This is a genomic window from Pseudomonas sp. RGM 3321, from assembly GCF_022836805.1.
Taxonomy (GTDB): domain Bacteria; phylum Pseudomonadota; class Gammaproteobacteria; order Pseudomonadales; family Pseudomonadaceae; genus Aquipseudomonas.
Genome location: NZ_JALHBH010000114.1, coordinates 138,419 through 157,614, shown reverse-complemented (window position 1 = coordinate 157,614; position 19,196 = coordinate 138,419). Strand labels below are relative to the sequence as shown.

The window sequence follows — 19,196 nt, the reverse complement described above, 5'->3', positions numbered from 1 at the left end:
ACGTGACGCCAGAATGGACTCAACCATCGTCTCTTAGTCGGCTGTAAGAAATACCCGCTAATTCAGCGGCCCCAGCACCTTTCGATAGCGCTCGTCGCCATTACGGGTTTGTAGCGTGAACACGATTTCCAGCCCGTCGGGATTGTCTTCCTTGTGACTGTCGAGCGGTTGCCAGCCTCCGACATTTCTCCAGACCCTTATTTTTGCCTCGACGACCTGATCGAGCACCGCTATTCCTTCGTCGGGAGCGGGTAGGGGGTAGCGGTTGCTGCTGTCTGCGGCTGCGCGATACAGAGTGTTGTCTTTTAGCCACCAGCGGATTCGCTGCAGTCCTTCCCCAGCCGTGGCCGCACTGCGAATGACGTCAAGGCGCATACCGTTCCTTTCCGCACTGCGAATACTGATGGGCATCAACGTTTTTGCCTGCTGATCCGGTTCTTCGCCAGGCAGCGGTTTTTGCAGCTCGACCCCAGCACGCATGGCCACGTCGCGCTCCAGTTGGTTCAGCGCTCGCAGTACGGACTCGGTGTGCCCGGTGCTTTCGCGTAACTGGATATCGGTGCGAGTCATGCTCTCCAGCCCACGCCAGGCAATGAGGCTGACGATGGTCATCAGCAGGATAGCCACCATTACTTCCAGTAATGTGAAGCCGCTTTGCCTTGCCTTCATGGAGGGCTGACCACCTGCAGTTGACCCAGCGCGCTACGCTGCAGGCTCAAGGATCGTTCACCGTCAGAGAGCTGAATGCGCAGCGGTGCGACGATCCATTCGGGACCTGACACCACTCGCTGCGCCGGGTCTACAATGATGCGTATGGAGGGTGTTTCCCAGGCTCTGAAACGCAGCTGCGGGTCGTTCATGAAGCGGTCGTAGCCCACGCCGTGCTCGGCACGTCGTGCGAAACCAAAGCCTTTGCCATCGACCAGCAAGGTGATTGGCCGACCGTCGACCCTGGCCTCGATCTGTGCAATGTGAAGCATATGTGCGAGGCGTTCAGCGTCCTTGCGCAGCAAAGCGGCAGGATCGGGTTTGATGCTCATGCTCACCGTTACGCTGACGATGCCAATGATGACCAGAACCACCATCAACTCGATCAGGGTAAAACCCCGTTGTGTGTCCATACTCATGATCGGTGGCTCCCTGATGACGCTTGCATACGGATCAACGCGGGTGCCAGGCATTCTGATGCAGTGATGTAGACTGCCCCGGCAGACGAACAGGAGGTTCAGTCATGGCATTTTCGTTTCATCCATTATCAGCGCCGCGCCTGGTGCAATCGACGGCCTTGATTGCAGCACTGGCGGGTATCGCGCTCTGGTCGTCGTTGCTGCTTGCTCCCGAGCCTGTACGTGTACCCTTGCCGGAAAGCGCTGCTCCCGCTGCCGATGTCGGTAGTCCTGCCCGACAGTGGTTCGCCAACCAGCCGCTTCAGGTCCGGATAAAGGTCACCGGGGTCATGGCCGGGAGCAAAGGCGCAGTGGCGATTCTCACTGTCAACGATAGAACTCCGCGTAGCTATCTGGCGGGCGAGTTGCTCGCCAGGGATGTACGGCTGGTGGCTATCGAGAGTGATGGAGTCGTGATCGAGCAGGGCACCGAGCGCACACGATTCAAGGTCACCAGCCTGGCGGGCCTGCCGGAGTTGCCCAGCCTGCTGCGTCGTTGAAACGCTCATGGAGACTCTTTCGGCGGGCGTGGGATGGCGATAACGGTATCGAGGCGGGCCAGTGGCGGCGCTTTATTGTCCCGCTGTAATACTCGCAGATTGACCCGCATCAACATTCCGTCTGCACTGGCTTTGAGCGTCTGTTCACAGGTCAGCGAGAGCCTGCCCTGATCGCAGTTGCGGGCTGTGAAACCAGGCCTGAGCCTTGCCATCATGCGTAATTCGGCCAGTTGGTTCTGCGCCTCCAGCAGCGCAATGGCGCGGTCGCGCAACACGCCGTTGTTGAAGGTCATTACCCCGCTCAGACGTGCGGCCGCCGCCATTGCCACAGCGATGATCAACAACGCGACCAACACTTCGATCAGGGTGAAGCCGTTCTCCTGGTGCGGTTGCAGCATGGGCGCCTCCTGGCAAATCCTCCTGCTCGATACAGGCAATAACGATAGCATCGGCCCAGCATCTGATCGTTCATGAATGGCTCACCATAAGGGTTGAGCAGATTTATCGTGCCACGCTGCTGCGGCGTCTACACTGCGAGGCAGATGAGGATCATCAAGGATATGGATATGGATGTCGCACGCGTCAAGCCTCGGTCTGGAGGCCGTCGCGGCCAGGACGGCTTTACCCTGATCGAAATCATGGTGGTAGTGGTTATTCTCGGCATTCTGGCCGCCGTTGTGGTGCCCAGGGTTCTTGACCGTCCGGACCAGGCGCGGGCTGCTGCTGCCCGGCAGGATATCGCCGGGCTGATGCAGGCGCTCAAGCTCTATCGCCTCGACCACGGCACTTACCCCAATCAGGCTCAGAGCCTGAAAGCTCTGGTCGAGCGGCCGGCCAACGTCAACAAAAACAACTGGCGCGCCTATATCGAGCGGCTACCCAACGACCCTTGGGGGCACCCCTATCATTATCTGAACCCCGGCGTTAATGGGGAGGTGGATCTTTTTTCTCTGGGGGCCGACGGTCAGCCCGATGGCGAGGGTGTCAATGCCGATATTGGCTCTTGGCAGCTTTGAACATGCCGCTGAGCACTTACCCGTCAAGCGCAATCAGGCAAGGCGGCTCGGCAATTATCGGTGCCCTGCTGACCGTCGCGCTTGTCGCGGTCATCGCTGCCGGTATGCTGACCCGTCAGAGCGTCATGATTCGCACGGTAGAAGCCGAGCAGTCGCGTATCCAGAACAGCGCGGCGCTGATGGCCGGGCTGGAGGCAAGCCGCATGCTGTTGTGGGATTCACTTCGCAAGAGCCGGGCGACTCATCCCGGTCAGGCGTGGGCGCAGCCCATCGGCCAGAGTCCATCCGATCAACCTGAAGAAGATTTTTACGCACGGCTGGAAGACCAGCAGGGCAAATTCAACCTGCGCAACCTGCTGCGCAATGGCCAACTGGAAATCGGTCAACTGCGCAGTTTCGAACGCTTGTGTCAGATGATTTCCATCAGTGATGTTCTCTGCCAGAGCATCAGCCAGCGGGTGCTTGGTTCATACACACGTTTTTCGACTTCGGTAACAGGCGCGGTCAGCGGCACGTTCGCGAGTGGGCGGGATAGTTCTTCGGCGATGCACAAGCCCATCCCTGCATCATTGGTGACACTGCGCAGTCTGGATGATCTGCAAGGGATGCATGGTTTGAGCGATCAGGTACTGGAGCGGCTGAAACGCCACGTGTGCATTCTGCCAGTCAATACCTGGGTCAACAGCAATACGGCGAGTGCGGAGGTACTGGCAGCGGTGGTGCCCGGTTTGTCATTGCCCAGTGCGCAAATGGTGGTGGCCGAGCGCGACAGGGGACAGTGGTTTGCCTACCGTCTGGAAATCATCGCTCGCATGCAGGTGCCGACCCAGGCGGCTGACGCGCTTGAAATCGATGTAGTAAGCGAGTGGTTTGTGTTCCGTGGCAAAGCACGTAGAGACGGACGTCAGGTCAGCATGGAGGCATTGCTGTATCGGCGCGATCACAGCGTGCCTCATGTTGTCTGGTCGCGGATCGGCGTATGAGCCGGTTGCGGATCGCCCTGCCTGCTCTGGAACAACTGAACCCGGAGACGTCACTGCTATTCGCCCGGCTGGACAGCCAAGGGAAGGTTGTTGAAAGCGGCCTGAGCAGTTTGCTGGACTTGAAGCAGGGCGGCGCACTGCAGCCGGTGGAAGCGTTTCTGCATCCGCTGGACAGTCTGCTGGCCCGGATCGAGACGCCGCCGCTGTCTGCGTCGCGGGTCAGAAGCGCTGCACTGTTAGCCGCCCAGGGACTGATACTGGGCGGCAGTGAGCTGATGCACATCGCAAGTAGCCCGCGCTATGCCGACGGGGCCGTTTATCTGGGCTGGTTACCCGTAACTGCGCTGGAACATCTGAGCCGATTGCTGAGTCAGTCGCGTCTGTCGTTGCGCGGCCTTTACCCTGCGCCCTATGGCCTGCCTGTGCCTGCACCGGGTCAAGTCAGTGTCTTGCTGCGTGATGAGCACTGGCTGCTGCGTCACAGTGCCGGTCAAGGCAGCGTGCACCCGCATCTGACCGAGACCCCTGATGCGCACCTGGCCAACGGCAGCGAGTTGCACCGGCTGGACGACGAGGGCACAGCAAGCCCGGAAACATCGGCTGGCCTGCTCTTGGGCGGGCCGTCACCCGGCTGGAGCCTGCATGCTGGAATGGGGGCGGCGAAAGTCAAAACATCGGGCTGGACCGCCGCATGGGTCTGTTGCGGGTTGGCTGTCGGGGTGTGGGCGCTGGGCTTGAATCTGTACGCCGCTCGCGAAGCTGCCCGAGGACAGCAACTCAAGGCCGGTATGGTGCAGCGGGTCAGTCAGGCCTTTCCTCAGTTGCCGGTCATTCTCAATCCTCTGCAGCAGGTCCGGCAGCAGGTGGCGGCACTCGACAGCGGTTCAGCCACCGGCACCGACAGCGGATTCGAACACCTGGTAAAAAACGCCGCTGAAGCGCTGCCGTTCCTGGCTGGCAGCGTGCAGCGCCTGACCTACTCGGATGGCCGCCTGCAACTGCAACTGTTGCCCGATAACGCCCAGCCTGCTGTTGACGATACGTTGCAGCGTTCGCTGGCGCAGGTGGGACTGGCAGCCAGTCGCGATCATCTCACCTGGAACCTGAGCCAGATGCCTGATCCAGCGGCCGATGCGCCCGGCGCTACGCCGGAGAGCGACGTTGAATAGCCGAGTTTGGCAGCCATACGCCGACCGCTGGCGGCGACTGAGCGGGCGTGTGCGTGTTGTCAGGGTCGGCCTGTCGATCAGGGAGACGCGTCTACTGTTGATAGGCGCGCTGGTGTTGTGCTGCCTGGTGACGTGGCTACTGATGGTTCAGCCTGCACTGAAGAAAATCACGTATTGGCAGGTGCAAAACCCTGTGTTGAGCGCCCAGGCCGAGACGCTCGAAACGCTGCTCAAGCAGGTGAGCGTGCCGCAGCGCCGAACAGGCTCGCAGGATCTGCAGCCAGCCTTACAGCGCAGCCTTGAAGCCTTCGGGTTATGGGCTTATTGCCAGCTTAAGCAGGGCGGTGACGAGGCTGAGCGCAGTTGGCAACTGGCGTTCGATCACGCGCCAGCCGACGCAGTGATCGGCTGGCTGCTGGAGCAGCCGCAATTGTTTTCGTTACACATCAAGGACGCCAGCCTGCAACGTGCAGGCGAAGACGCTCAGGACCTGACAGGTCATCTGTCCGGGGTTGTTCGCATGGATCAGGCGCCGAGCGCAAAGGAAGCTTAATGAAGTGGTATCCCTTTACCTACACGTTGCCCTGTCGCAGGGTCGCGCCGTTTTTCCTGCTGGCGCTGAGCGCTTGCAGCACCACATCGCCCGCGCCGCCTGAGCTGGTAGAGAGCGAGCTGGGTCAACCGCTGGCCAGAACCTTACCCGTCAGCGATGCACATGATCGCCAGCGTGCGCAACCGAGCGTCGTGTCGGGACAGAAACACACGTTGTGGAACACCGCTCGCGGCCATACGCCAACCCGCAGGACAGGGGCTGCGCACGGTGCGCTGGGTGATCAGCCCATACAGCTGAATTTTGTCGAGGCCGATATTCAATCGGTCGTGCGGGCGCTTTCACGTTCCACAGGCCAGCAGTTTTTGCTGGACCCAAAAGTCACGGGCACACTGACGCTGGTCAGCGAAGGGCCGGTGCCGGCCTTTCAGGCTTATGAAATGCTCCTGGCAGCATTGCGCATGCAGGGTTTCAGTGTGGTGGATGTCGGCGGCGTGGCTCACGTCGTGCCTGAAGCCGATGCCAGACTGCTTGGCGGTCCTGTCTATAGTGCCGACAAACCTTCCGGGAACGGCATGCTGACCCGTACGTTTCGTTTGCAGTACGAAAATGCGGTCAATCTGATTCCGGTGCTGCGGCCTATCGTTTCGCCGAACAACCCGATCAACGCCTACCCCGGCAATAACACCATTGTCGTCACCGACTACGCCGATAACCTGACGCGAGTGGCGCAGATCATCGACGGTATCGACACGCCCAGTGCCATCGATACCGACGTGGTGACTGTGCACAACGGTATCGCGGTAGATATCGCCAGCATGGTCAGCGAATTACTGGATACCCAGGGCGGCGACGCGACCCAGAAGATCAGCGTGATTGGCGACCCCCGCTCCAACGCCATCATTATCCGCGCCGGCAGCCCGGAGCGTACCGAGCTGGCGCGTAACCTGATCTACAAGCTGGACAACGCTCAGAGCAACCCCAGCAATCTGCATGTTGTGTACCTGCGCAATGCCCAGGCGGGAAAGCTGGCCCAGGCCTTGCGGGGCTTGCTGACCGGTGAAAGTGACAGCGGTGCCAGTGATACCACCCGGGCGATGCTCAGCGGCATGGGCAGCACCGGTAACAAGAACGATGCGCAAGGCAGCAGCGGCGCAGGCACGGCCTCCGGTGCTGCGGCCGGCAGCGGTTATGGCCAGAGTAGCGCGTCGCCTTCGGTTGCCACAGCGGCTAGTCAGCAAGCCGAACAGAACACCGCGTTCAGTGCAGCCGGGGTGACCATCCAGGCTGATGCGACCACCAACACCCTGTTGATTTCCGCTCCGGAGCCGCTGTATCGCAACTTGCGTGAAGTCATCGATCAACTGGATCAGCGCCGTGCTCAAGTGGTGATCGAAAGCCTGATTGTCGAGGTCAGCGAGGACGATGCGAACCAGTTCGGCGTGCAGTGGCAGACCGGCAACCTGACTGGCAGCGGCGGCTTTGGCGGAGTGAACTTCGGCGGCAGCGGTTTCAATACCAGTGGCAGCACCAGCATCGACGTACTTCCCCCTGGCTTGAATGTCGGCGTGGTGAGGGGTGCGGTGACCATTCCGGGCATCGGCGAAGTGCTGGATCTGAAAGTGCTCGCGCGCGCCCTGAAGAGCAAGGGTGGCAGTAATGTGCTGTCCACGCCCAACCTGCTGACGCTGGACAACGAGGCGGCCAGTATCTTCGTCGGCCAGACCATCCCGTTTGTCACCGGCAGTTATGTAACGGGCGGTGGCGGCACCAGCAACAATCCGTTCCAGACGGTTCAGCGCGAAGAAGTCGGCTTGAAACTGAATGTCAGGCCGCAGATTTCCGAAGGCGGTACGGTCAAGCTGGACATCTATCAGGAAGTCAGCAACGTCGATCAGCGCGCCTCACTGGCGTCGGGCACCGTCACCAACAAGCGCGCCATCGATACCAGCATCCTGCTGGACGATGGGCAGATCATGGTGTTGGGCGGCCTGCTTCAGGACGGTTACAACCAGAGCAATGAAGCGGTGCCCTGGCTGTCGAGGATTCCGTTTCTCGGCGTACTGTTTCGAAACGAAGCGCGTTCGACCAGCAAAACCAATCTGATGGTATTCCTGCGTCCCTACATCATTCGTGACAGTGGCACAGGGCGCAACATCACGTTGAACCGTTACGACTTCATGCGCCGCGCACAGGGTAATTTGCGCCCCGAGCGTAACTGGATGCTGCCGGACATGCAGGCGCCGCAGTTGCCCCCTGCGGCAAAGGCAATTCCTGACCAGCAGCCTGCTGCCGGTCAGATGCCGCGGGCGGTCATTCGCGCAGTGCCTGTGCCATGAGTGCGTTGCCTTATGCCTGGGCCAGGGCGCAACGCATTCTCTTGCGTGAAACTGACGAGGGCGCGCTGCTGATCGTTTGCGACGCTACTCCCGGCTGGGCAATCAATGAGGCCCGACGGCAGTTCGGTCCGGCGCGTCTGGAACAGGTCGGCACGCATCAACTGGAGCGGCTTCTGGCCGCAGCCTACGCCGACACCGGCAGCGCGGCGGCGGTAGTGGGCGCAGCAGAAAACGAAGCTGACCTGAATCGGCTGATGCAGGATATTCCGGAAATCACCGACCTGCTGGACGCTCAGGACGGTGCTCCGGTAATCCGTATGATCAATGCATTACTGACCCAGGCAGCTCGCGACGAGGCCAGCGATATTCATATCGAACCCTACGAAAGCCATTCGGTGGTGCGCTATCGGGTCGATGGCAGCCTGCGTGATGTGGTATCGCCGCGCAAGGCGTTACATGGCTCGCTGGTGTCACGGATCAAGATCATGGCCCAGCTGGATATTGCCGAAAAGCGCTTGCCTCAGGATGGTCGAATCGCCTTGCGGGTGGCCGGCCGGCCCATCGACATTCGCGTCTCGACCGTGCCTACCGGCCACGGTGAAAGGGTGGTAATGCGCCTGCTCGACAAGCAAGCCGGTCGTCTGCGCCTCGAAACCCTGGGCATGGCCCCTGATGTGCTGGCCAGACTCGACAACCTGATACGCCAGCCCCATGGCATTGTGCTGGTCACAGGGCCCACCGGCAGTGGCAAGACCACCAGTCTCTATGCCGCATTGGCAAGGCTGGATGCCAGCACCAGCAATATCCTGACCGTGGAGGACCCGGTGGAATACGACCTGCCGGGTATCAGTCAGATTCAGGTCAACAGTAAAATCGACATGACGTTCGCTCTGGCATTGCGCGCCATTCTGCGTCAAGACCCGGACATCATCATGATCGGCGAAATCCGTGACCTGGAAACCGCCCAGATCGCGGTGCAGGCGTCACTGACCGGGCATTTGGTGCTGGCCACCCTGCACACCAATGACTCGGTATCGGCGATCAACCGGCTTGTCGACATGGGCGTCGAACCCTTTCTCCTCGCGTCTTCTTTGCTTGGCGTCCTGGCGCAGCGCCTGGTACGCCGTTTGTGCCCGCAGTGCAGACAACCCGACCCGACTGCGTCAGGCTGCTGGCGCCCGCAGGGGTGTGAGCGCTGTAGCGGTATCGGTTACAGCGGCCGCACCGGCATTCATGAGCTGTTCTGCATTGACGATGAGGTGCGCAGTCTGATCCATCGAGGGGCCGACATGCAGGCACTGAGGGCTGCGGCGCGCAATGCCGGCATGGTCAGCATGCGCGAGGATGGCCAGCGCTGGGTTTGCGATGGCACCACTGCTCCGGAAGAAATCATTCGTGTGACACGGGACGCTTGATGAGCCGCTATCACTATGAAGCTGCCGATGCGCAGGGCAGGATCGAATCCGGCCATCTGGACGCTGACAGTCAGGACGCGGTCATAGCTGATCTGCGCCAGCGGGGGCTGACTGCATTGCAGGTAAAGATCGATAGCCAGGCCAGCAGTCATGGGGCAGTGGGGCTGTTCAGTGCGCGCCTATCGGACGCTGACTTTGCCTCGGTGACCCGGCAACTGGCAAGCCTGCTGAGTGCCGGGCTGCCGCTGGATGAAGCATTGGGTGCCACGGTCGAGCAGGCCGAACGCCAACACATTATTCAGACCCTGAGCGCGATACGCACTGATGTTCGCACTGGCATGCGTCTGGCCGAAGCGCTGGCCGCCCGCCCCAGAGACTTTCCGGACATTTACCGGGCCTTGATCGGGGCTGGGGAGGAGTCTGGCGATCTGGCCCGGGTCATGGAGCGGCTGGCCGATTACATAGAAGAGCGCAACGGCCTGAGAGGCAAGATTCTCACGGCGTTCATCTACCCCGGCGTAGTGGGGCTGGTCTCGATTGCCATCGTTATTTTTCTTCTGAGCTACGTAGTGCCCCAGATAGTCAGTGCGTTTTCTCAGGCGCGTCAGGACCTGCCCAGGCTGACACTGGCCATGCTGGCCGCCAGTGATTTCATCCGTGCCTGGGGCTTAGTCTGTCTGGGCGTATTGCTGGCGGCGTTGTGGGGCTGGCGAATCTGCCTGCGCAACCCGGCTACACGCCTGAGATGGCATAGCCAGATCCTGCGCTTGCCCTTGATCGGTCGATTCGTGCTAGGACTGAACACCGCGCGCTTTGCATCGACCCTGGCGATTCTCGGTGCAGCCGGTGTGCCCTTGCTGCGGGCGCTGGACGCAGCGCGTCAGACCTTGTCCAACGATCGCCTCAGTCTGGCGGTGAGTGAAGCCACGTCCAGGGTCCGTGAAGGCGTCAACCTGGCGGTGGCGCTGCGGATGGAAAAGGTCTTTCCGCCGCTGCTGATTCACCTGATTGCCAGCGGCGAAAAAACCGGGGCTTTACCGCCCATGCTTGAGCGTGCCGCGCAGACCCTTTCCCGCGATATCGAGCGCCGCGCGCTGGGCATGACTGCGCTGCTCGAACCTTTGATGATCGTAATCATGGGCGGCGTAGTACTGGTGATCGTGATGGCTGTGATGCTGCCGATCATAGAGATCAATCAACTGGTCAATTGAGGGTCTCGATCCTGACGAAAGCTGTCTCTTCGTCCGGCGATAACCTGCTCGATAAAAGACCCTCATCGAGAGGGTCTTTTATCGTCCTGTACAACCGGCGTATCAGATTTTGCCAGCGCCGGCCTTGGCCTTGACATCGGCCGCAACCTTGTCAGCCGCCAGAGGGGTGTAGCTGTACGGAGGCGTCCAGCCAATACTGGTGCTCCAGGAGCAGCTGATGACACTGCCGTTTACCAGCGACCCGCTATCACGGTAGACACTGCCGCCATAGTCAGCCGCCACCTTGCTGCAACCACTGATGCCGCTGATATCGAGCACATTGCGCTCAGAGAAGATTTTCGAACCTTTACCGACGCCCTGGGCATACACAAACGGGTAGACCTTATGGCTGGTACTTCCAGTGTGATAGTTGTTGTAAAGATGAACCTGACCAAACCGTACTCGCGGCCCGCGAGAGGAAATATTCTCGAACAACGAGTTATGAATGGTCACCTTCAGTTTGCCGTCATCGGTTGTTTTACTGTCACTTGAACCGATCAGGTTATTCTTTTCGTGATTTCGGAACACGGAGTACGAGATGGTGACGTAGTTGGCGCCGTTCTTGACGTCCAGTGCGCCATCATGGTGTTGTTTTGGACGACCATTGGCCGTGCCGTTCTGATCATCGGTACGACGGCCGTCGGTAAACGTCACATGATCGATCCATACATTACTGGCACCTTCGACGGTCAGACCGTCGTACTCCGAGTTCCAGTTGCCAGCGCTGCCATCTTCCGGGTCCCAGACCGGTTCCGGGTCCCAGGGGTTTTCAATGGTCAGGTTGCGAATGATGACGTCGTTTTCCTTGGCGTAGAAAAACCCTTCCCTTATCTCGGCACTGCTGGAGGTGCCGACAATCGTGGTTTTGCCGGGGATGTCCAGGCGGGCGCGCTGCTTCATATCAGAGGTTTTGGTGTAAGGCTTGCCCTCGCTGACATCAATAAGCCCCGTCACCTTGATGATCCGGCCATTGCTGCCTGCCGACGCAGCCAGCGCTGCTTTCAGCTCGGCGGCGTTTTTCACCGTATAAATGTTATTCGCTGCTGCCCTTGAACCACCCTTGGTGCCACCGTTCTGCGTCGCCCAGCCGGTAGTGGCAACATCGGTGGCGATATCGGCGTGGGCAGACAGGCTGACAGACAATAGCGATACAAGAATGCCGCCCGTCAATGCGAGTGGCGTAAAACCATGAGGCTTCAACATATAATCTATTCCTTGATTAATGTGTGTACAACTTGCAGTCATTGCAATTGCGTGTCCCACAGCAAACATCCTGTTGCCAAGGCAGTAGCGCAAACAAAAAGTTTGCTGTCGATTGACTATAGTCCTGAATCGGAAAGCGGCGGTGTTGCGTGTGTATTCTTTTGTAAAAGAGAACCAATGCTGTTTATTTTTTAAGTGCATCTAACGCGCAATAAGTACATCGTTATCGTTGCGGTGATGGTGGTGTAATTCATACGCTGAATGCGTCCGCCGCAGCCCGTTATTCATCTAATGAATAACAAGACTGCGTGGGGCGCTCGTGAAGTAGTGGGGCGCTTAGTTTGTTAAATTGATCGGGCCCAGTATTCTCAGATAGAGATGCACGGTTGTCCCGTTTTCAGGTGCTGTTTCGACGCGTGCGCCTCCACCTGCGTTCACCGCAAACTCCTGCACCTGAACAAGGCCCAGGCCGGCACCCGGTTCGGAGCGTCTGGTGGTGAAGAAGGGTTCGAATATCTGTTCCTTGAGATCGGCGGCCATGCCAGGGCCGTTGTCAGCCATGCTGAGTACCAGGTAATCGCCTTCCGGCAATCGTGGATCTTCCTTGACTGACTCCAGTCGGGTGGCGATATGTACTTTGCCAGACCCTGACATTGCATCACGGGCGTTGGCCAGGAGGTTCAATACTGCGGCGTGCAACTGCGCTTCGGCGCACAGGACGCCCCAGCCCTGGGCGCAAAGGTCGAACGACAGTTCCAGATTGTCGCCTGCCGAGCGCAATAGCAGATCACGGGCGGCATCGATCCTTTCGCTGACATCGATGCAGATCAGTTCGGGGCCGTCCTGACGAACGCTGTCGAGTAAACGGGTGACCAGTTGTCGACCATGATCCACAGCCCGCAGGCCGGTGTCACTGAGCGTCTCGACATCGGTCGGGCGGCGCGAGCGCATGCGGACAAGTTGCAGGCTGGCGCTCAGCGCCTGGAGCAGGTTGTTGAAGTCGTGGGCGATACTCGCTGTGAGCATTCCCAGTGACGACACCCGCTGTGACTGGCGCAGGTTACGTTCCACGGCCAGGCTTTGACTCTGCGCGCTTTCGAGCCCCAAGGCCAGTTCTGCGGCATGGTGGTCGCGCTGCTGTGTAAGCAGGCGATATTGCATCAAGGCTGCGGTCTGGCGGGCCAGTGCCAGCAGTGCCAGACGTTGTTGTTCGGTCAGAACACGCGGCCAGATATCGATTACACACACAGTGCCCAGCGCATGGCCCGTATCGGTGCGAATCGGTGCGCCTGCATAAAACCGGATATAAGGTGGGCCCAGCACCAGGGGGCTCTCTTTGAAGCGAGGGTCGGTGGTGGCATCTTCTACGACCAGCACATCGGAAGGTTGCAGGATTGCGTGTGCGCAGAAGGCCAGATCGCGATGGGTCTCTTTGACGTCCAGGCCGACGCAGGCCTTGAACCACTGGCGTTCCCGGTCAACCAGCGAGACCAGAGCGATGGGCGCGTCGCACAGCGTGGTAGCGAGCAGCACAATGTCGTCGAAGTCCTGCTCGGGAGCGCTGTCCAGTATCCTGAGATGCTCAAGAGACAGGACTCGTTCTTCTTCGTTGGCAGGAAGTGGCGCAGGGTGGTGGGTCATGGGGCGCACCGCGATCAGATGAGATAAAGTCTTATGATGCCTATGATTTATACGGGGCAGCAAGGTACTCAGCGTATAAATGCACGTGATCCGGCCGGATGCGTCAGGCTTCGGTTCTCTACCTGTCGCGAACGCTGAACCGTCCAGCGCGTCGACAGCCGTTACACGATAGCTCAACTGTACCCTCTTCGTTGCCGGTCTTGATCAGGTTCTCGCGTTTTGCCGTGTATGTTCATTGGCCGCTCGGACAACAGCCTCGGACAGTCGGAATCGTGCGTTTAAAGAAGGTTTCATGTGGCACTATTATTGGGAGGCGTATAATAGTTATAAAAGTACACTCGTAATAAGAAGTCTGAGGGTGTTGGCAATGCGTGTCCGGCATCTGCAAGGAGTTTGCTTGTAACTTATTGTGCCCATAGTGTGCCTGTTATGTACTAAACTGCCTGGCGATTTTTGCGTGGGCAGAGATCGTTGGTTAATCACTAACGTGTGTATTCTTCAGGAGCATTGCTGATGCCCGGCCCAAATGATTCAAGTCCTGCCGAACTTTTGCCCGAAGGGTCTCCCGACGACAGAGTCACCAGCCTGTTGTGGGGGCCGTTCTGGTTAGGCGATTCAACCGGTACTCACCTCACTTACAGCTTTCATACTGCCAACTCCGTCTATGCCACTGACTACAGTCGCTCTCAGGAGCCCAGCGATGCGTATTCATTGACCGATGCCCAGGCCGCGGCGGCGAGAAGTGCGTTGGGTGCATGGAGTGCAGTGGCAGACATCAAATTTACCGAGGTCCAGGACACCCCGGACAATGTCGGAGACATTCGTTTTGGCGGTTTCAAGAGTCTGCAAAGTACTGAGTATGGCCAGGCTTACGCGCCAGGCACACTGGGCCGGTCCGGTGATGTCTGGATCGGGCCGAAAGTCAACGCGGCTGATCCTGCCAAAGGCACGGATGATTACCTGACGTTCATGCATGAAACGGGTCATGCATTGGGTTTGAAGCATTCGTTTGAAGCCTCGCAATACAACGATGTTCTGCTCGATGCCAAGTTCGAAGATGCCCGTTACACCATCATGAGCTACACCAACAACTACAGTTTCAAACCCACAACGCCGATGTTGCTCGATGTGGCGGCCATGCAATTTATATACGGCGCCAACACCAGCTATCACACCGGTAATGACGTGTACAAATGGGCACCCGATCAGTCGGTGTTCGAGACGATTTGGGACGCCGGTGGCAAGGATACGATCGATGCCAGCAATCAGGCTTCATTTGTGAAGATCAACCTCAACGAGGGTGAGTTCAGCACCATCGGCAAGGCGTTCCTCGATTACAACCAGAACCCTGATGCCCCGACGCTGATGAACTCAGGGTTGGCGATTGCCTACGGTGCGCACATTGAAAACGCCATTGGCTCTGCTTTCAATGACACGTTGATCGGCAATAGCCTGGATAACGTGCTTGATGGTCGTGGCGGTCTGGACACCATGATTGGCGGTCTGGGTAACGACACCTACGTTATTGATCAGGCTGGTGAGCTCGCCTTGGTGCAAGAAAAGGCCAATGAGGGCATCGATACACTCAAGATCACCTACGACAACACATCGCCGGTTGCCACAGTGATCGACCTGAATGCCGGCCCACTGGCCAACTTTGAAAACGTCCATCTCAAAGGTCAGGGCGAGTTCACTTTGCTGGGCAATGATCGCAACAACACCCTGACCGGTAACGATGCGAACAATGTGCTGTTTGGCGGCGCGGGCAATGACAAGCTGGTTGGCGGTCTGGGCGCAGACATCATGACCGGCGGCAGCGGCGCTGACCGTTTTGTGTTCAATGACCTGGCAGAAATGGGCAAAGGCCAAGCCAGCGACGTGATTACCGACTTCAACAGCCAGCAGGGCGACAAGCTGAGCTTCCTGAAGATGGATGCCAACGTGGACACCAAAGCCCTTGATGCTTTCAGCTTCATTGGCAGCGGCGAATTCACCGGCGCTGGCCAGCTACGTTTCGCCGATCATGTGCTGTCCGGCAACGTCAATGGTGATTTGCATGCAGACTTTGAAATTCAGCTGGTGGGTGTAACCGATTTCCATGCTTACGATCTGGCGGTTTGATCGCTGACTTGAAACACCGGTTTCACTGACAGGACTGCGCCACGGACAGGCGCCGTTCTATCTGCTTGCCCATCGCCTCCTTCTTTACTCCTCCTGCCTCTTCCCGCTGTTTTAACTGCGCACCGCAATTGGGCGACGCAGGGTTTTGAGCTTTTTTTGGCACCGTGACGGTGCTGTTACAAAATTTAAAACCACAAATTCAATATATCCAACAAAACCCACTTGACGCGCCAGCCCCTGCTGAATGTAATGCGCCGACAGTCGTCGGCACTGGGCATTGCGCAGAAGTATCTCACTGGTGAAAGAGGTATCTACATTGATTGAGCCACAGCCATCGTCCATGCCTGCCGTGATTGAAGCTGCCGCGCTTGTCCGCAAAGGCTGCATGACGCCGATACGCTTGACCGAGTTATGTCTGGCAGCGATTGAAACCCACAATTCCACACTCAATGCGTTTGGTGACGTGTACGCCGATGTCGCGCTCGAACAGGCCTGGACGATGACTGCCGAACTGCAGCGTGGTCAGGTACGAGGTCCGCTGCACGGCATACCCTTTGGCATCAAGGATCTCTTTTCGACAGCGGGACTGCGCACCACGCGTGGCTCGTTGACTGCTCTGGACTCGGTGCCGGTACAGGATGCGCCGATCATTCGCCGCCTCAAGAATGCTGGTGCGATCATTCTGGGCAAGACAGCGACGACCGAGTTCGGCTGGACCGGCGCGAGTACGTCGCGGGTGTTCGGCAACGGACGCAACCCCTGGGACCCGACACTGACCAGTGGTGGCTCCAGCTCCGGCTCGGCGATTGCGGTGGCGGCGCGTATGGTGCCGGCCGCATTGGGCTCCGATGGTGGCGGCTCGGTGCGCATACCTGGCTCGTTCTGTGGCGCGTTCGCCCTCAAAGGCACCCTGGGACGCATTCCGACCTGGCCCTGGTCGGCCACCGAAATGCTCAGTCATGCCGGGCCGATTACCCGAACCGTGCGTGATAGCGCGTTACTGTTCGATATCCTGTCGGGGCCGGATCCGCTGGATCACCAGGCGCTGCCAGCCCCTGACGAGTCCTTTCTGGCACGTTGTGATCAACCGCTGAACCCGTTGCGAATCGGCTTCTGCCCGACGCTGTTTGGCACACCGGTCGACCCGCAAGTTGCCGCAGCGGTTGAAACTGCTGTGGGTAATATTGCCAGGTCGCTGCCCGTCACGGTCAGTACGCTCGAGCCGAATTGGCTGGACCCACTGGCGACTTTCGAAACCCTGTGGGTTGCCGGACGCGGTATCGCCTATGGCAAAGCGCTTGCGCAGCAACTGGACCAGCTCGACCCTGGCTTTGCCGATCTGATCAGGCGTTCTGCCCAGTACAGCCTGAGTGATTACTTGCAGGCACTTCAACAGCGCGCGGCGTTTGCCAATCAGGTCCATGCGCTGTTTGAAGATTACGATCTGCTGATCATGCCCACGTTGCCGATTCTGCCGTTTGCTGCCGACGACGTGGCACCGGCCGGTTATGCCGGGCAGGACGGCGCTGTGCCGTGGGCGCGCTGGACGCCATTTACTTACCCTTTCAACATCACCGGCAACCCGGCGGCCAATCTGCCCTGCGGGTGGAGTTCCGGCGGGCTGCCCATTGGTCTGCAAGTGGTCGGACCACGCTTTGCCGATGCTGACGTGCTGCAGTTCTGTGCCGCTGTGGAAGCCATCGCGCCCTGGGATCAACACTTGCCACCGATGTTGGGGCAGTAGCCATGTCTCTCTTGCTTGCGGATCAACGGCCAACAGGCCCGGACACTGGAGTTCTTACTTTGCAACGGAATGTCACCCCCATGCTCAATCAGCCGCGCCTGGACGAAATCATGCGCCTGCTCGCCCAACAGCAGCGGGTCAAGGCGTCGGACCTTGCACAATTGCTGTTCGTGTCCGAAGAGACCATCCGCCGTGACTTCAAGTATCTGGAAGAAGAGGGCCGATTAAGGCGAATTCACGGTGGCGCGATTCTGCCCAGATCCAGCGAAGAACTGCCTTTGCAGGAACGCAGCAGGCTCAAGCCTCGCGCCAAGGCGGGTATTGCTGCCCGCGCTGCGCAACTGGTCAGCGAAGGCATGGCGATCTTCCTCGACACCGGTACTTCGACGCTGACGCTGGCCCAGCAACTGACGCGGTTCAGCCAGCTGAAGATCATCACCAACTCGCTGGACATCGCCCAGTTGATATCGCACCAGAGCGACAATCAGGTGCTGGTTGCGCCCGGCGATGTTCGGCGTACCGACAACGCCTTGATCGGGCCGCACACGCTGGAGTTCGCCCGACAGTTCCATTACGACATCGCCTTCATGGGTATCGGCGGCATTGATCTGGACCTGGGGCTGATGGATTACCAGGAGCCGGAAGCCATGTTGCGCAGAACGCTGGTCAGGCACTGCACGCGCAGTGTTGTGCTGGCTGACGATGGCAAGTTCGGTCATCGCACCTTTATCAACACTCTTCCGTTCGCCGCGATCAACACCCTGGTCACCAATCGCGCGTTATCCGACGAGTTTGTGACACGCCTGGAGAAAGATCATGTCGACACCCTCTATCCCTGAACTGATCGAGCCAGGTGCAACTGATCTGGCGGCATTTGAAGCGCTGTTTCAGCAAAGCTCTGCCATTGGTGCAACACCTGCGGGTGGCTTGCACCGACTGGCGGCATCGGCTGAAGACGGCCGGGTACGCGACCTGTTTCGGGACTGGCTGAAAGAGCATGGCTTTGAAGTGCGTGTGGATGCGATCGGCAACCTGTTCGGCCTCATGACGTTTGATCCTCAGGCACCTTATCTACTGTGCGGTTCACATCTGGACAGCCAGCCGAGCGCGGGTCGTTTCGACGGTGTATACGGCGTGCTTGCCGCTGCCGTGGCGGTGTCCAGTCTGGCGCGGCAACTGCGTGAACGGGGTGAAATACCTGCCTGCAATCTGGCCGTCGTCAACTGGACCAACGAGGAGGGCGCCCGCTTTCAGCCGAGCCTGATAGGCAGCGGCGTATTCACCGGCGCTCTGGCGCTGGACACTGCCTGGGAAAGCCGTGACGGCGATGGCATCCGTTTGAAGGATGCGCTGCAGGCCATCGGCTATCTGAGTAATGATCACGTCGATTTGAATATCGCCGGGTATGTCGAAATTCATGTCGAGCAGGGCGCTGGCCTGGAAAGCAGCCAGACGGCGATCGGTGTGGTGCGGGAAACCTGGGCCGCGCTCAAACGTCGGGTGCGTTTCGATGGTGAGCAGAATCATACCGGTCCTACGCCCATGGCCGCCCGCCGTGACGCATTGCTGGCTGCCGCACACACCATCACGGCAGTGCGCGACGAAGCCGGGCAACATGGCTTGCAGATGCACAGCTCGGTAGGGCGTATCGAGGTGTATCCCAATTCACCCAATGTCGTGCCTTCCCGGGTCTCCTTGCTGATCGAGTACCGCTCCCGCGATGTCGGTCTGCTGAGCGCGGCAGGTGAGCGTCTGGACGCAACGCTGCACACCATCGCCGACCGGACCATGACGGAGTTTGAGGTGGAAAGCAGCGTACTGCGCCCGCCCGCCAGGCTGCATGACGGTTTTGCGGAGCTGGCGCACGCAGTAGGCGGCGAACTGGGCCTGTCGACCGCCGACAGCATGACGGTCGCTGGCCATGACGCAATCAGCATGAACCGCCATTACCCGGTGTGCCTGCTGTTCATCCCCAGCAGCAATGGCGTTTCCCATAACGAGGCCGAATACACCAGCGATCAGGACATGCGCAACGGTTTGCGCATGCTGACCGGGCTGTTGTATCGGGCTTGCACCTCATCCGCTTCGTTTCGTTGAGG

The 19,196-nt window shown here is 59.1% G+C and carries 17 protein-coding genes; 12 read left to right on the top strand and 5 right to left on the bottom strand.

Annotation, left to right across the window (positions count from 1 at the left end):
- Window positions 1-57: 57 nt before the first annotated feature.
- Together RGM3321_RS18050 and RGM3321_RS18045 are read right to left on the bottom strand one after the other, a co-directional pair.
- Window positions 58-669, bottom strand: coding sequence for a prepilin-type N-terminal cleavage/methylation domain-containing protein (locus RGM3321_RS18050; protein WP_244394214.1), 612 nt, complete (start codon window positions 667-669; stop codon window positions 58-60).
- Window positions 666-1,127, bottom strand: coding sequence for a prepilin-type N-terminal cleavage/methylation domain-containing protein (locus tag RGM3321_RS18045; RefSeq protein WP_244394207.1), 462 nt, complete (start codon window positions 1,125-1,127; stop codon window positions 666-668). The genes RGM3321_RS18050 and RGM3321_RS18045 overlap by 4 nt, the downstream gene beginning before the upstream one ends.
- A gap of 104 nt (window positions 1,128-1,231) precedes the next feature.
- Here RGM3321_RS18045 and RGM3321_RS18040 point away from each other — a divergent pair, with 104 nt between their 5' ends.
- A complete protein-coding gene (locus tag RGM3321_RS18040) occupies window positions 1,232-1,666 on the top strand; it encodes a general secretion pathway protein GspC (protein WP_244394205.1) in 435 nt (144 codons plus the stop codon).
- A 5-nt stretch (window positions 1,667-1,671) separates the two neighbouring features.
- On the opposite strand, the gene gspI is transcribed toward RGM3321_RS18040, so the two are convergent.
- Window positions 1,672-2,064, bottom strand: a complete 393-nt coding sequence (gene gspI / locus RGM3321_RS18035; protein ID WP_244394204.1) for a type II secretion system minor pseudopilin GspI — start codon at window positions 2,062-2,064, stop codon at window positions 1,672-1,674.
- Window positions 2,065-2,232: 168 nt separating this feature from the next.
- Between gspI and gspG the strand changes: the two genes are divergently transcribed.
- The 7 genes from gspG to gspF are packed head-to-tail and all read left to right on the top strand — an operon-like array spanning window position 2,233 to window position 10,349.
- The gene (gene gspG, locus RGM3321_RS18030; RefSeq protein ID WP_244394203.1) at window positions 2,233-2,682 is read left to right on the top strand and encodes a type II secretion system major pseudopilin GspG; all 450 of its coding nucleotides are present in this window, start codon (window positions 2,233-2,235) and stop codon (window positions 2,680-2,682) included.
- The gene (gene gspK / locus RGM3321_RS18025; protein ID WP_244394202.1) at window positions 2,670-3,665 is read left to right on the top strand and encodes a type II secretion system minor pseudopilin GspK; all 996 of its coding nucleotides are present in this window, start codon (window positions 2,670-2,672) and stop codon (window positions 3,663-3,665) included. Before gspG ends, gspK begins: the two co-directional genes overlap by 13 nt.
- Window positions 3,662-4,834, top strand: a complete 1,173-nt coding sequence (gene gspL / locus RGM3321_RS18020; RefSeq protein WP_244394201.1) for a type II secretion system protein GspL — start codon at window positions 3,662-3,664, stop codon at window positions 4,832-4,834. Before gspK ends, gspL begins: the two co-directional genes overlap by 4 nt.
- Window positions 4,827-5,387: a type II secretion system protein GspM gene (gene gspM / locus RGM3321_RS18015; RefSeq protein WP_244394199.1), complete on the top strand. Its 561-nt coding sequence runs from the start codon at window positions 4,827-4,829 to the stop codon at window positions 5,385-5,387. Before gspL ends, gspM begins: the two co-directional genes overlap by 8 nt.
- Entirely contained in the window at window positions 5,387-7,723 is a 2,337-nt protein-coding gene (gspD, locus tag RGM3321_RS18010; RefSeq protein WP_244394197.1) for a type II secretion system secretin GspD, read from the top strand. The genes gspM and gspD overlap by 1 nt, the downstream gene beginning before the upstream one ends.
- Complete coding sequence (gspE, locus tag RGM3321_RS18005) at window positions 7,720-9,138, top strand: type II secretion system ATPase GspE (protein WP_244394195.1); 1,419 nt, start codon at window positions 7,720-7,722, stop codon at window positions 9,136-9,138. The genes gspD and gspE overlap by 4 nt, the downstream gene beginning before the upstream one ends.
- The gene (gene gspF / locus RGM3321_RS18000; protein WP_244394194.1) at window positions 9,138-10,349 is read left to right on the top strand and encodes a type II secretion system inner membrane protein GspF; all 1,212 of its coding nucleotides are present in this window, start codon (window positions 9,138-9,140) and stop codon (window positions 10,347-10,349) included. The genes gspE and gspF overlap by 1 nt, the downstream gene beginning before the upstream one ends.
- Before the next feature lie 102 nt (window positions 10,350-10,451).
- On the opposite strand, the gene RGM3321_RS17995 is transcribed toward gspF, so the two are convergent.
- A complete protein-coding gene (locus RGM3321_RS17995) occupies window positions 10,452-11,591 on the bottom strand; it encodes a pectate lyase (protein WP_244394193.1) in 1,140 nt (379 codons plus the stop codon).
- Window positions 11,592-11,927: 336 nt separating this feature from the next.
- Complete coding sequence (locus tag RGM3321_RS17990; RefSeq protein WP_244394192.1) at window positions 11,928-13,232, bottom strand: ATP-binding protein; 1,305 nt, start codon at window positions 13,230-13,232, stop codon at window positions 11,928-11,930.
- Window positions 13,233-13,745: 513 nt separating this feature from the next.
- On the opposite strand from RGM3321_RS17990, the gene RGM3321_RS17985 reads away from it, so the two are divergent.
- The 4 genes from RGM3321_RS17985 (at window position 13,746) to RGM3321_RS17970 (ending at window position 19,194) form a co-directional block, all read left to right on the top strand.
- Window positions 13,746-15,353 (top strand): M10 family metallopeptidase, encoded by a 1,608-nt coding sequence (locus RGM3321_RS17985; protein WP_244394190.1) that lies wholly within the window; start codon window positions 13,746-13,748, stop codon window positions 15,351-15,353.
- Window positions 15,354-15,693: 340 nt separating this feature from the next.
- Window positions 15,694-17,097, top strand: a complete 1,404-nt coding sequence (locus tag RGM3321_RS17980) for an amidase family protein (protein ID WP_244394253.1) — start codon at window positions 15,694-15,696, stop codon at window positions 17,095-17,097.
- A gap of 80 nt (window positions 17,098-17,177) precedes the next feature.
- Complete coding sequence (locus RGM3321_RS17975) at window positions 17,178-17,936, top strand: DeoR/GlpR family DNA-binding transcription regulator (protein WP_244394189.1); 759 nt, start codon at window positions 17,178-17,180, stop codon at window positions 17,934-17,936.
- Window positions 17,914-19,194: a M20 family metallo-hydrolase gene (locus RGM3321_RS17970; protein WP_244394187.1), complete on the top strand. Its 1,281-nt coding sequence runs from the start codon at window positions 17,914-17,916 to the stop codon at window positions 19,192-19,194. Before RGM3321_RS17975 ends, RGM3321_RS17970 begins: the two co-directional genes overlap by 23 nt.
- Window positions 19,195-19,196: the final 2 nt, after the last annotated feature.

Excerpts from the sequence above, each read along its gene's own strand:
- RGM3321_RS18050 (WP_244394214.1), bottom strand. The coding sequence starts at position 669 with ATGAAGGCAAGGCAAAGCGGCTTCACATTACTGGAAGTAATGGTGGCT.
- RGM3321_RS18045 (WP_244394207.1), bottom strand. The coding sequence starts at position 1,127 with ATGAGTATGGACACACAACGGGGTTTTACCCTGATCGAGTTGATGGTG.
- RGM3321_RS18040 (WP_244394205.1), top strand. The coding sequence starts at position 1,232 with ATGGCATTTTCGTTTCATCCATTATCAGCGCCGCGCCTGGTGCAATCG.
- gspI (WP_244394204.1), bottom strand. The coding sequence starts at position 2,064 with ATGCTGCAACCGCACCAGGAGAACGGCTTCACCCTGATCGAAGTGTTG.
- gspG (WP_244394203.1), top strand. The coding sequence starts at position 2,233 with ATGGATGTCGCACGCGTCAAGCCTCGGTCTGGAGGCCGTCGCGGCCAG.
- gspL (WP_244394201.1), top strand. The coding sequence starts at position 3,662 with ATGAGCCGGTTGCGGATCGCCCTGCCTGCTCTGGAACAACTGAACCCG.
- gspD (WP_244394197.1), top strand. The coding sequence starts at position 5,387 with ATGAAGTGGTATCCCTTTACCTACACGTTGCCCTGTCGCAGGGTCGCG.
- gspE (WP_244394195.1), top strand. The coding sequence starts at position 7,720 with ATGAGTGCGTTGCCTTATGCCTGGGCCAGGGCGCAACGCATTCTCTTG.
- gspF (WP_244394194.1), top strand. The coding sequence starts at position 9,138 with ATGAGCCGCTATCACTATGAAGCTGCCGATGCGCAGGGCAGGATCGAA.
- RGM3321_RS17995 (WP_244394193.1), bottom strand. The coding sequence starts at position 11,591 with ATGTTGAAGCCTCATGGTTTTACGCCACTCGCATTGACGGGCGGCATT.
- RGM3321_RS17990 (WP_244394192.1), bottom strand. The coding sequence starts at position 13,232 with ATGACCCACCACCCTGCGCCACTTCCTGCCAACGAAGAAGAACGAGTC.
- RGM3321_RS17985 (WP_244394190.1), top strand. The coding sequence starts at position 13,746 with ATGCCCGGCCCAAATGATTCAAGTCCTGCCGAACTTTTGCCCGAAGGG.
- RGM3321_RS17980 (WP_244394253.1), top strand. The coding sequence starts at position 15,694 with ATGCCTGCCGTGATTGAAGCTGCCGCGCTTGTCCGCAAAGGCTGCATG.
- RGM3321_RS17975 (WP_244394189.1), top strand. The coding sequence starts at position 17,178 with ATGCTCAATCAGCCGCGCCTGGACGAAATCATGCGCCTGCTCGCCCAA.
- RGM3321_RS17970 (WP_244394187.1), top strand. The coding sequence starts at position 17,914 with ATGTCGACACCCTCTATCCCTGAACTGATCGAGCCAGGTGCAACTGAT.